At 59.3% G+C, this 12,605-nt stretch carries 8 protein-coding genes and 1 rRNA gene; 8 read left to right on the top strand and 1 reads right to left on the bottom strand.

Annotated features, from left to right (window positions below):
• Positions 1–8: 8 nt before the first annotated feature.
• From rluD to ilvN, 5 genes are all read left to right on the top strand, one after another.
• A complete protein-coding gene (rluD, locus tag RVM27_RS06165; RefSeq protein WP_016916047.1) occupies positions 9–968 on the top strand; it encodes a 23S rRNA pseudouridine(1911/1915/1917) synthase RluD in 960 nt (319 codons plus the stop codon).
• Positions 965–1,720, top strand: coding sequence for a peptidoglycan editing factor PgeF (gene pgeF / locus RVM27_RS06160; protein WP_287807966.1), 756 nt, complete (start codon positions 965–967; stop codon positions 1,718–1,720). The genes rluD and pgeF overlap by 4 nt, the downstream gene beginning before the upstream one ends.
• A 157-nt stretch (positions 1,721–1,877) precedes the next feature.
• Positions 1,878–4,472 carry an ATP-dependent Clp protease ATP-binding subunit gene (gene clpB / locus RVM27_RS06155; RefSeq protein WP_498957582.1) on the top strand — a complete coding sequence of 865 codons (2,595 nt, stop codon included), beginning with the start codon at positions 1,878–1,880 and terminating at the stop codon, positions 4,470–4,472.
• A gap of 502 nt (positions 4,473–4,974) precedes the next feature.
• Entirely contained in the window at positions 4,975–6,699 is a 1,725-nt protein-coding gene (locus tag RVM27_RS06150; RefSeq protein WP_081193998.1) for an acetolactate synthase 3 large subunit, read from the top strand.
• Positions 6,699–7,190: an acetolactate synthase small subunit gene (gene ilvN / locus RVM27_RS06145; RefSeq protein ID WP_016916051.1), complete on the top strand. Its 492-nt coding sequence runs from the start codon at positions 6,699–6,701 to the stop codon at positions 7,188–7,190. The genes RVM27_RS06150 and ilvN overlap by 1 nt, the downstream gene beginning before the upstream one ends.
• A 77-nt stretch (positions 7,191–7,267) precedes the next feature.
• On the opposite strand, the gene ilvY is transcribed toward ilvN, so the two are convergent.
• Complete coding sequence (ilvY, locus tag RVM27_RS06140; RefSeq protein ID WP_498957581.1) at positions 7,268–8,155, bottom strand: LysR family transcriptional regulator; 888 nt, start codon at positions 8,153–8,155, stop codon at positions 7,268–7,270.
• A 193-nt stretch (positions 8,156–8,348) separates the two neighbouring features.
• Here ilvY and ilvC point away from each other — a divergent pair, with 193 nt between their 5' ends.
• The 3 genes from ilvC (at position 8,349) to RVM27_RS06125 (ending at position 12,396) form a co-directional block, all read left to right on the top strand.
• Positions 8,349–9,365: a ketol-acid reductoisomerase gene (gene ilvC / locus RVM27_RS06135; protein ID WP_016916053.1), complete on the top strand. Its 1,017-nt coding sequence runs from the start codon at positions 8,349–8,351 to the stop codon at positions 9,363–9,365.
• Positions 9,366–9,515: 150 nt separating this feature from the next.
• Complete coding sequence (gene pssA, locus RVM27_RS06130) at positions 9,516–10,400, top strand: CDP-alcohol phosphatidyltransferase family protein (protein ID WP_498957580.1); 885 nt, start codon at positions 9,516–9,518, stop codon at positions 10,398–10,400.
• 464 nt (positions 10,401–10,864) lie between these two features.
• Positions 10,865–12,396, top strand: a 16S ribosomal RNA gene (locus tag RVM27_RS06125).
• The last annotated feature ends 209 nt before the right edge of the window (positions 12,397–12,605 follow it).

Below are 12,605 nucleotides of genomic sequence, written 5' to 3'. Positions count from 1 at the left end.
GGTCATTCATGTCTCGAATTGTGGAAGCCACGCAGCGCGTCCCCGCCACCCTGGCGGGCGCACGCTTGGACCAAGCGGCGGCGGAGTTGTTCAGCGATTATTCCCGCGAGCGCTTGAAAGCGTGGATCAATGCGGGAGAGCTCACGGTCGATGGGGCCAAGGCCAAGCCCAAGGCCAAGCTGCACGGTCACGAAGTGTTGGCGCTCCACGCCACCATCGAGGAAGACACTCGCTTTGCGCCCCAGGACATCGCCCTGGACATCGTTTATGAAGACGACGACGTCATGGTGGTCAACAAGCCTGCGGGAATGGTGGTACATCCTGCCGCAGGCAATCCCGATGGCACGCTACTCAATGCGCTGCTGTTTCATCACCCTTCGCTGGCAGAAGTGCCCCGAGCGGGCATCGTCCATCGGCTGGACAAGGACACCACTGGCCTGATGATGGTGGCCAAGACCCTGCCCGCGCAAACGGCGCTGGTGGAGCAGCTTCAGGCGCGGACTGTGTCACGCCAGTACGATGCGGTCGTGCTCGGCAAGCCGGTGTCGGGCAGCACGATCGACGCCCCCATTGGGCGGCACCCGAAGGACCGCAAGCGCCAGGCCGTGACCGCCTCGGGCAAGCCGGCGGTGACGCATTTTCGTGTCGTCGAGCGGTTCCGCGCGCACACCCACGTGCGCTGCCAGTTGGAAACCGGGCGTACTCACCAGATACGCGTGCACATGTCTCATGCGCGTTTTCCGCTGGTGGGTGACCCACTGTATAGCGGTCGCGCCAAGCTACCGCCGGGGGCAGCCGGGCCATTGAAGGAGATTCTGCGTGAATTTCCCCGTCAGGCGCTGCATGCGCGCCAGTTGAGCTTCGTCCACCCCGTCAGTGGAGAAACGCTGACCTTCAAGGCGGAGCTGCCTGACGATTTGCTGATGCTGCTGGATTATCTGCGTGAAGATAGCGAGACCATGCGATGAGCGATGCCATAGACCTGCGCCCCACGCTGCTGCGCCCTGATTGGGCGGCGCCTGCCAGCGTGCAGGCTTTTGTGACCACCCGCGAGACAGGCCCCAGCCAGAACGACTTCGCGGCGTTCAACCCGGCGGCCCACGTGGGCGACAACGCCGACCACGTGGCGCTTTGTCGTCGGCTGCTGCACAAGGAAATCGGCGATAGCCGTCCGCTGCTGTGGCTCAATCAAACCCACGGGGCACGGGTGCAGCAGGAGTATCAGGAGAGCGCGCCGGAAGCCGATGCCTCGGTGGCCAGCAGCAGCGACTATGCCTGTGTGGTGCTCACCGCCGACTGCCTGCCGGTGCTGTTCTGCAATCGGCAGGGTACCCAGGTGGCGGCGGCCCACGCCGGGTGGCGCGGGCTGGCCGGTGGCGTGCTGGAAGCCACGGTGGCAGCGATGAACTGCGACCCCGAAGACATTCTGGTGTGGCTTGGCCCGGCGATCTCCAATGCCCAGTTCGAGGTGGGCCCGGAAGTGTACGGCACCTTCGTGGCCATCCAGCCCGACACCGCAGAAGCCTTCGATCATAGCCCTTATCGCCTGGGCCATTACATGGCCGACCTGTACCGCCTGGCGCGCTTTCGCCTGGAGGCGTTGGGCATCCATCAGATCAGCGGTGGTCACTTCTGTACGGCCTGCGAGTCGCGCTTTTACTCTTATCGGCGGGATAACGGCAACACCGGCCGCATGGCAAGCGTGATCTGGATCAAGTGAGCCGTCGGTCAACGGCTGGTTAATATCGCATGCCTCTTGAAATGGCCATAACTGCCGCCATTTTACTTGTCAAGCTAATCGTCTTTAGCACGTTCAACGACAGGTTATCGGGATGCGCCGTGGGTCGAAACGCACGGCACCCCTAAGGAGGTACTCCATGCGATTCGATAAATTTACTGCCAAGTTGCAGGCCGCCATTGCCGAGGCTCAATCCCTCGCCGTGGGGCGTGGCCACAATCAACTCGACCCTGCCCATTTGCTGCTGGCGCTGCTCGACACGCGCGATACCGGCATCAAGGCGCTGATCGAAAAAACCGAAGGCAGCAGTTCCCGGCTGCGCGACGGCTTGCAGCGCCAACTGGAAGACTTGCCCAAAGTCAGCCAGTTCGACGGCGAGGTCCAACCTTCCCGGGAATTCGTCAAACTGATGAACCTGACCGACCGCGAAGCGCAAAAGCGCGGCGATCAGTTCATTGCCTCCGAGCTGGTGCTGCTGGCAGCGCTGGAAATGAACGGTGCCATCACCAAACTGCTCAAAGAGGCCGGGCTGACGCGCAAAAGTCTTGAGGCGGCCATCGACAGCCTGCGTGGGGGCTCCCGCGTTGACGACCCCAATGCCGAAGATCAGCGTGAAGCGCTGAACAAATATACCCTCGATCTGACCCAGCGAGCGCTGGAAGGCAAGCTCGACCCGGTGATCGGTCGTGACGACGAAATTCGTCGCACCATCCAAGTGTTGCAACGCCGCACCAAGAACAACCCTGTACTGATCGGTGAGCCGGGCGTGGGCAAGACCGCCATCGTCGAAGGCCTGGCCCAGCGTATCGTCAATGGGGAAGTGCCCGAAGGCCTGAAGGAAAAGCGTGTGCTCTCGCTGGATATGGGGGCGTTGCTGGCGGGCGCGAAATTCCGTGGAGAATTCGAAGAGCGGCTGAAAGCCGTGCTCAAGGAACTCTCCCAGGAAGAAGGTCGGGTGATCCTGTTCATCGACGAGCTGCATACCATGGTGGGTGCAGGCAAGGCGGAAGGTGCCATGGACGCTGGCAACATGCTCAAACCGGCGTTGGCCCGAGGCGAGCTGCACTGTGTCGGGGCCACCACGCTGGATGAGTATCGTCAGTACATCGAAAAAGACGCGGCCCTGGAGCGGCGCTTCCAGAAAGTGCTGGTGGACGAGCCCTCGGAAGCGGATACCGTGGCCATTCTGCGCGGCTTGAAAGAGCGTTACGAAGTTCACCACGGTGTCGATATCACCGACTCGGCCATCATCGCGGCGGCCAAACTCTCGACCCGTTATATCACCGACCGCCAGCTGCCGGACAAGGCCATCGACCTGATCGACGAGGCTGCATCGCGCATCCGTATGGAGCTGGACTCCAAGCCGGAGGAGATGGATCGTCTCGACCGCCGCCTGATCCAGCTCAAGATGGAGCGGGAGGCGCTCAAGAAAGAGACCGACGACGCCACGAAAAAGCGTCTGGAAGCCCTCAATCAGCACATCCATGAGCTGGAGCGCGAGTACGCCGACCTGGATGAAATCTGGAAGGCGGAAAAGGCCAGCATCCAGGGTGCAGCGCAGTTCAAGGCCGAGCTGGAGCAAGCGCGTATCGACCTCGAACAGGCGCGCCGCCAGGGGGATCTTGGGCGCATGTCGGAGCTGCAGTACGGCAAGATTCCCGCGCTGGAGAAAAAGATCAGCGAAGCGGGTGAGGGTGAAGCCGATACCACCAGCCATCAGCTGCTGCGCTCCAACGTGACGGAAGAGGAGATTGCCGAAGTCGTGTCCCGCTGGACCGGCATCCCGGTGTCCAAAATGCTCGAAGGCGAGCGTGACAAGCTGCTGCGCATGGAAGATGCCCTGCACGAACGGGTCATCGGTCAGCACGAAGCCGTGGAAGCAGTGGCCAACGCGGTGCGGCGTTCCCGGGCGGGTCTCTCCGACCCCAACCGCCCCAACGGCTCGTTCCTGTTTCTGGGCCCCACCGGGGTGGGCAAGACCGAGCTGTGCAAGTCGCTGGCCAATTTCCTGTTCGATACCGAAGAGGCCATGGTGCGCATCGATATGTCCGAGTTCATGGAGAAGCACTCCGTGGCCCGTCTCATTGGCGCACCGCCTGGCTACGTCGGCTATGAAGAGGGCGGTTATCTGACCGAAGCGGTGCGCCGCAAGCCGTACTCGGTGCTGCTGCTGGATGAGGTGGAAAAAGCCCATCCGGATGTGTTCAACATCCTGCTCCAGGTGCTGGAAGATGGGCGCTTGACCGATGGTCAGGGGCGTACCGTGGACTTCCGCAATACGGTCATCGTCATGACCTCCAACCTGGGCTCGGACATCATCCAGCGCATGGGAGGCGACACCAGCAGTGACGACGGCAGCGACTACGAGTTGATGAAGCAGGCAGTCATGGAAGTAGTGGGCAATCACTTCCGCCCTGAGTTGATCAACCGCATCGATGAAGTGGTGGTGTTCCATGCCCTTGGCCAGGAGCAGATTCAAGCGATTGCCGGGATTCAACTGGAGCGCCTGAAGGCTCGCCTGGCAGAGCACGATCTGAGCCTGGAAATCAGTGACGACGCCATGGCGCAGTTGGCGGTGGTTGGCTTTGACCCCGTATTTGGCGCGCGGCCGCTGAAACGTGCCATCCAGAGCCGCATCGAAAACCCGCTGGCGCAGGATCTGCTGGCTGGCAAGTACGCCCCGGGCGATACCATTCGCATCAGCGCGGGTGAAGGCAAGCTGATCTTTGGCTGATCCCGGAAGGGCTTGCTGCGCAATCAAATAGGGCGAATGCCCCGTCAGTGACGCTGGCGGGGCATTTTTTTGCAGCGACTGCGACCTTTGTTGCGTTTGCTCGGATAGGTGGTTGACACGCCAAGGGCGCTAATGGAATCTTGTGGGTTCCTGATTTGCGGGCGCGGAACCAGCGGGCAATCCCTCATCACCGCGCGAAGGGTAGGCTCACGCCTCTACCCGCCGAAGGACTTCCGGGCTCGGGCTAACCGCCTGACCTGGCCAACGCCCCGACACGGCAAACCGCCGTGTAAGGGAGGCACGCGTCAAGCTCGCCACGTCCAGACAGGCCATGGTGACCAGCAACGCGTGCTCCCGATGAGAGTGCAGGCCCTAACCGGGCCATATTGCCAGGGTTTGGCATCAGGTGCCTAAGATGGGCTAGAAGCAGCGGCATACCGCCGCACTCGACCCCGCAGGATGTCCTGCGGATCGCACTCGAGACCTCCAGGGGAGAAACACAGTGGAACTGCTTTCCGGCGCAGACATGATCGCCCGCTTCTTGCAAGATGAGGGCGTAGAGTACATTTATGGTTATCCCGGTGGTGCGGCGCTGCATATTTACGATGCGCTGTTCCGCCAGGACAAAGTGAAGCACATCCTCGTGCGTCACGAGCAAGCGGCCACCCACGCGGCTGACGGCTATGCCCGTGCCTCCGGCAAGCCCGGTGTGGTGCTGGTGACGTCCGGCCCCGGTGCGACCAACGCAGTCACGGGTATCGCGACTGCCTACATGGACTCCATTCCCATGGTCGTGCTGTGTGGTCAGGTCATGAGCCACCTGATTGGTGACGACGCCTTCCAGGAAACCGATATCGTCGGCGTGACCCGGCCCATCGTGAAGCACAGCTTCTCGATTCGTCACCCTTCTGAAATCCCGGAAGTGCTGAAAAAGGCCTTCTACCTGGCCTCTACCGGTCGCCCCGGCCCCGTGGTCGTCGATATTCCCAAGGACATGACCGCGCCCACCGAGCGCTACGAGTACGTGTACCCGAAGAAGGTCAAACTGCGCTCCTACAATCCGGTGACCCGGGGGCATACCGGGCAAATCAAGAAAGCCGTCGAGATGATGCTGAAGGCCAAGCGCCCGGTGTTCTACACCGGCGGTGGTGTGGTCACCGGCAAGGCCAGCGAAGGCTTGACCGATCTGGTGAAGCAGCTTGGTTATCCGATCACCACCACGCTGATGGGCATTGGCGCTTACCCGCAAAGCGACCGCCAGTGCCTGGGCTGGCTGGGCATGCACGGCTCGTATGAGTCCAACATGGCCATGCACCACGCGGACCTGATCATTGCCATCGGCGCACGTTTCGACGACCGCGTGACCAACAACACGTCGAAATTCTGCCCCACGGCCAAGATCATCCATGTGGACGTCGATCCCAGTTCGGTCTCCAAGACCGTGCGTGCCGACGTGCCCATCGTCGGTCCAGCCGCCAGTGTCATCAACGAGATGATCAGCCTGGTGCAGGGGCACGAGATTGCCCACCCCGAAGCGTTGGTCGACTGGTGGCAGAAGATCGACGGCTGGCGCGCCGAGCGGGAAGGCAAGCTCTATGAGCCCTCCAAGCCCGGCGAGGCGCTGAAGCCCCAGGAAGTCATCGAGGCACTGTGCCGCGTCACTCGGGGCGAAGCGTACGTCACCACCGACGTGGGCCAGCACCAGATGTTTGCTGCGCAGTACTACAAGTTCGACAAGCCCAACCGCCTGATTACCTCCGGTGGCCTGGGCACCATGGGCTTCGGCTTTCCGGCCGCCATGGGCATCAAGCAGAACTTCCCCGAAGACGACGTGGTATGTGTCACGGGGGAAGGCAGCTTCCAGATGATGATGCAGGAGCTTTCCACCTGTAAGCAGTACGGGGTGGGGGTCAAGATCGTCAACCTGAACAACGCGTCGCTGGGGATGGTGCGCCAGTGGCAGGACTTGAACTACAAATCCCGCCATGCGCACTCCTACATGGAGTCGTTGCCCGACTTCCATATGCTGATCGAAGCTTACGGGTTTACCGCCATCACGGTCACTACCCTGGACGAGCTGGAGCCAGCGCTGGAGCGTGCCTTTGCCAACAAGCATGAGCTGGTATTCCTGGACGTGAAGGTCGACCCCTTTGAGCACGTTTACCCGATGCAAGTGCCGTTAGGCGCGATGCGTGACATGCTGCTGTCCAAAACGGAGCGTACCTGATGCGTCATATCATCTCGATTCTGATGGAAAACGAACCGGGTGCGCTGTCACGTGTAGTCGGGTTGTTCTCTCAGCGTAACTTCAACATCGAAACGCTGAACGTAGCACCGACGGAAGACCCGTCGCTGTCACGCTTGACGGTCACCACCATCGGTGACGACCGGGTGATCGAGCAGATCACCAAGCACCTCAACAAGCTGATCGACGTGGTGAAGCTGGTCGACCTGACCGAAGGTAACCACATCGAGCGGGAATTGATGCTGGTGAAAGTCAAGGCGCTGGGCGCTGCCCGTGATGAAGTGAAGCGTACCGTGGATATCTTCCGCGCCCAGGTCGTGGACGTGACACCGAGCCTCTACACCGTTCAGATCACCGGCGATGCCTCCAAGCTGGATGCTTTCCTGCAGGCCATGGCGCCGGTGGGCATTCTGGAAGTGGCGCGTACGGGCGTCTCCGGCATTGCCCGCGGTGACAAGGTGCTGTCGCTCTGATCGCGCGTTAGTACCCACCCAAAGCCGCCCTTCGCCGGGCGGTTTTTTTGTTTTTGGGTGGCGCCAGGCGGATGCCGCTAGCGAGGTGCCACCGTGGTCCAGAAAGCATCGATCATGGGATTCTGCAGCCGCCGGTTCAGCACGCACAGGCCAACATCGTAGTGGGGCAGCTCGGGCTTGACGTTGAGCACCTGCACACGCTCTGCCAGCGGGCTGTTGTCCAGCACGATACGCGGCACCACACCGACCCCAAACCCTAGCCCCACCATGCTGACGATGGCCTCATGCCCCGCTACCTGGGCATAGATACGGGGCGCAATGCCCATGGCCTTGAACCAGGTATTGGCGTACTCCCGCGACAGGCCCGCCTCCGACAGAATCATGGGCACATGCCGCCACTGTTCGGCGGTCGAGCTTTCCGGATGGCTAGGCAGCCAGGCATGGGTTTCCGTCGGGGCGATGAACAACAGCGGCGAGCGGGTGAGCGACTTGAACGCCAGGGCGCTGGGAGGAATGCGAGGCCTGGGCGTAATGGCCATGTCATCGGCCCCTTCCAGTACGCGGTTCATGGCGTCTGCCGGGTCACCCGTATGCAGCTTGAGCTCAATGCCGGGGTGGCGTACCCGCACATCGCTCAACAGCTCATACAAAAAGCTGTAGCTGGCGGTGACCGAGCAGTAGATGCTGATTTCCCCGCTGAGCTGTGTCGCGCTGGTGGCCAGCGTGCGCTTTTGGGTTTCCCACTGCTCCAGCGTCTGCTTGGCGTAGCGCAGGAAGGCGATCCCTTGCGGGGTCAGCGTGACATGCCGGTTGTCGCGTTCGAACAGGCGGGTGCCCAGCTCGCTCTCCACCTGTTGAATCGAGCGGCTCAAGGTGGAAGGGCTGATATGGCACAGCTCGCTGGCGCGCCCGAAATGCAGCGTATCTGCCAAGGTGGACATGTGCTTGAGAAGACGAAAATCCATGGGGTCGATGCCCTGAGTGTGATTTCATTTTATGAAATAGTATGTTGCAAATATAGCGTTTTACGCAATGGTGCTGCTGGCGTAGAGTGACTTCAACGCCGAATCCCAGTGCTGCACTAGACAGCACGGGTGGCCATCAACGCTGACACATACACGATAACGATCTGATTCAACCGATTTCTGGAGTCTCGCCATGCACGTTTACTACGATAAAGATTGCGACCTTTCCCTCATTCAGGCCAAGAAAGTCACCATCGTTGGCTACGGTTCTCAGGGACATGCCCACGCCAACAACCTGAAAGAGTCGGGTGTCGATGTCACCGTAGCGCTGCGCAAAGGCTCCTCGTCCGCGGCGAAAGCAGAAGCAGCGGGCCTGAAAGTCGCCAGCGTGCCGGAAGCGTGCAAGACCGCCGACGTCGTGATGATTCTGGCGCCGGACGAAAACCAGAAAGCCATCTACGAGCAGGAAGTCGAGCCGAATCTGAAAGAAGGTGCGACCCTGGCGTTTGCCCACGGTTTCAACATCCACTACAACCAGATTGAGCCGCGTAAAGACCTCGACGTAATCATGATCGCGCCGAAAGCACCGGGCCACACCGTGCGCTCCGAGTTCGTCAAGGGCGGCGGTATTCCCGACCTGATCGCGATCCACCAGGACGCCTCTGGCAACGCCAAAGAGCTGGCGCTCTCTTACGCTGCAGGCGTTGGCGGTGGCCGCAGCGGTATCATCGAGACGACCTTCAAGGATGAAACCGAAACGGACCTGTTCGGCGAGCAGGCGGTCCTTTGTGGTGGCGCGGTCGAGCTGGTGAAGGCCGGTTTCGAAACTCTGACCGAAGCAGGTTACGCACCGGAAATGGCCTACTTCGAGTGTCTGCACGAACTCAAGCTGATCGTCGACCTGATGTACGAAGGCGGCATTGCCAACATGAACTACTCCATCTCCAACAATGCGGAGTACGGCGAGTACGTGACCGGCCCTGAGGTCATCAACGACGAGTCCCGTGCCGCGATGCGCAATGCACTCAAGCGCATCCAGACCGGTGAGTACGCCAAGATGTTCATCCAGGAAGGCAACACCAACTATCCTTCCATGACTGCACGCCGTCGCCTGAATGCCGAGCACGAAATCGAGCAGGTGGGTGCCAAGCTGCGCGGCATGATGCCGTGGATTGCTGCCAACCAGCTGGTCGACAAGTCCAAAAACTGATCGACCACCGTCATGAAAACGCCCCGAAGCGCCTCTGCGTGCTTCGGGGCGTTTTGCATTCCGGCTGTCAGGACTGGTCGGCAAGGGTTCACCGTGTAGAATGAGAAGGGTTACTTGTGAACGTGACTTCACTCTAAATGGATGACACTTATGACTCAGGATGCTCGCGACCCAGAGCAAGAATCGCTCCCTTCGTCCGCTGCAGGCGCGGACAGCGCGGCTACTCCTTCGTCGAAGGAAGAGGAAATCGTGCGGAACGAGGATCTTGCCGCTGCTTTTCTTCGTGAAACCGAAGTCGTGGAGGAGGCCGTCGAAAACGGCAAGAAGATTCGCCGCAAGGGCATCTACCTGCTGCCCAACCTGTTTACCACGTCGGCACTGTTTTCTGGTTTCTTTGCCGTGGTGGCCGGGATCAATGGCGAGTTCACGTCGGCAGCGGCGGCCATCTTCATCGCCATGGTGCTGGATGGCCTGGATGGTCGCGTGGCGCGCATGACCAATACGCAAAGCGCTTTTGGGGCCGAGTACGACAGCCTGTCGGACATGATCTCGTTTGGTATGGCGCCTGCCTTGGTTGCCTTTACCTGGATACTGCAAGATATCGGCAAGACCGGGTGGGTGGTGGCCTTTCTCTATGTGGCGTGTGCTGCCCTGCGTCTGGCCCGCTTCAACGTACAGATCGGCAGCGTCGACAAAAAGTGGTTCATCGGCTTGCCCAGCCCTTCGGCTGCGGCGCTGGTCGCCGCCAGCGTGTGGACATTCCACAGCTTCGACGCCGATGCCTTCGGCTTCAAGCTGCTGATGCTGGTGGTGGTGGGCGCGGCGGGTATTCTCATGGTGAGCAATATCCGCTACTACAGCTTCAAGGATTTGGACTTCAAGAAGCCCGTGCCCTTCGTGGTGCTGCTGGCGGTGGTGCTTGGATTCGTAATGATCTCGGTACAGCCCTCGGTCATGTTGCTGTTGCTGTTTGGTGCCTACGTCTGCTCAGGGCCGGTGCTGGCTGTCATGCGCAAGGCCAAGCCCAAGCACTGAGCTGAAATTATTTTAAAAAAGCCCTTGCCAACCCGGCAGCGAATCCGTAAAGTACGCATCCGCTGCCGGGGACGCCAAGCGTTACCAGCGGTGAAGAAGGTTGAAAAACCTTCGGTTTGTCAGGAAGTTAGTGTCATCTGTTGGTTGGATTGATCGCTCGCTTCACACGCTGAAAACAGCCCTTGACAAACACCACGGAATGCGTAGAATACGCCTTCCTCGCTGAGGCAATACGGTTCAGGTCACCGAGCCCGTCGCAGCGAACTCAAGAAAGTTGCTCTTTAACAATTTGATCAGGTAATTCATGTGGGCGCTTGCCGATGAGGGTGAATCATCACCTAATATCAAGGCAAGCGAACACCAAGATACTCTTCGGAGTATCGCAGTGAATTCGTTTGAACCTTGAGCCAAGTTTGATCCGCTTTTGTTGCCTTCGGGCAGCGAGTAAGGATCGCATTGATCTTAAACTGAAGAGTTTGATCATGGCTCAGATTGAACGCTGGCGGCAGGCCTAACACATGCAAGTCGAGCGGTAACAGGGGTAGCTTGCTACCCGCTGACGAGCGGCGGACGGGTGAGTAATGCATAGGAATCTGCCCGATAGTGGGGGATAACCTGGGGAAACCCAGGCTAATACCGCATACGTCCTACGGGAGAAAGGGGGCTTCGGCTCCCGCTATCGGATGAGCCTATGTCGGATTAGCTAGTTGGTGAGGTAAAGGCTCACCAAGGCGACGATCCGTAGCTGGTCTGAGAGGATGATCAGCCACATCGGGACTGAGACACGGCCCGAACTCCTACGGGAGGCAGCAGTGGGGAATATTGGACAATGGGGGGAACCCTGATCCAGCCATGCCGCGTGTGTGAAGAAGGCCCTCGGGTTGTAAAGCACTTTCAGTGAGGAAGAACGCCTGGTGGTTAATACCCATCAGGAAAGACATCACTCACAGAAGAAGCACCGGCTAACTCCGTGCCAGCAGCCGCGGTAATACGGAGGGTGCGAGCGTTAATCGGAATTACTGGGCGTAAAGCGCGCGTAGGTGGCTTGATAAGCCGGTTGTGAAAGCCCCGGCTCAACCTGGGAACGGCATCCGGAACTGTCAAGCTAGAGTGCAGGAGAGGAAGGTAGAATTCCCGGTGTAGCGGTGAAATGCGTAGAGATCGGGAGGAATACCAGTGGCGAAGGCGGCCTTCTGGACTGACACTGACACTGAGGTGCGAAAGCGTGGGTAGCAAACAGGATTAGATACCCTGGTAGTCCACGCCGTAAACGATGTCGACCAGCCGTTGGGTGCCTAGCGCACTTTGTGGCGAAGTTAACGCGATAAGTCGACCGCCTGGGGAGTACGGCCGCAAGGTTAAAACTCAAATGAATTGACGGGGGCCCGCACAAGCGGTGGAGCATGTGGTTTAATTCGATGCAACGCGAAGAACCTTACCTACTCTTGACATCCTGCGAATTTGGTAGAGATACCTTAGTGCCTTCGGGAACGCAGAGACAGGTGCTGCATGGCTGTCGTCAGCTCGTGTTGTGAAATGTTGGGTTAAGTCCCGTAACGAGCGCAACCCTTGTCCTTATTTGCCAGCGCGTAATGGCGGGAACTCTAAGGAGACTGCCGGTGACAAACCGGAGGAAGGTGGGGACGACGTCAAGTCATCATGGCCCTTACGAGTAGGGCTACACACGTGCTACAATGGTCGGTACAAAGGGTTGCCAACTCGCGAGAGTGAGCCAATCCCGAAAAGCCGATCTCAGTCCGGATCGGAGTCTGCAACTCGACTCCGTGAAGTCGGAATCGCTAGTAATCGTGGATCAGAATGCCACGGTGAATACGTTCCCGGGCCTTGTACACACCGCCCGTCACACCATGGGAGTGGACTGCACCAGAAGTGGTTAGGCTAACGCAAGAGGGCGATCACCACGGTGTGGTTCATGACTGGGGTGAAGTCGTAACAAGGTAGCCGTAGGGGAACCTGCGGCTGGATCACCTCCTTAAACGATGTCTTCCCCTCGCGACAAGCGCTCACAATGAATTACCTGATCAGAATGCTGTTGATGCGCAGTGATAAGCGTTTTCTTCACATTAAAAAAAGAAAAAAGGTCTTTCTTTTTCTTTTGAAGTGAAAAAAGCATCCGCTTACCACTGCGCATAGCAGTCGCTCTTTAACAATGTATATCATGCTGACAGAAACGCGTTGAACGCG

Source organism: Halomonas sp. KM007, assembly GCF_050709225.1.
In the GTDB taxonomy this organism is placed as follows: Bacteria; Pseudomonadota; Gammaproteobacteria; order Pseudomonadales; family Halomonadaceae; genus Vreelandella; species Vreelandella hamiltonii.
Note: the sequence above shows the minus strand (reverse complement) of the source record. Positions and strands in the feature narration are given on the sequence as shown.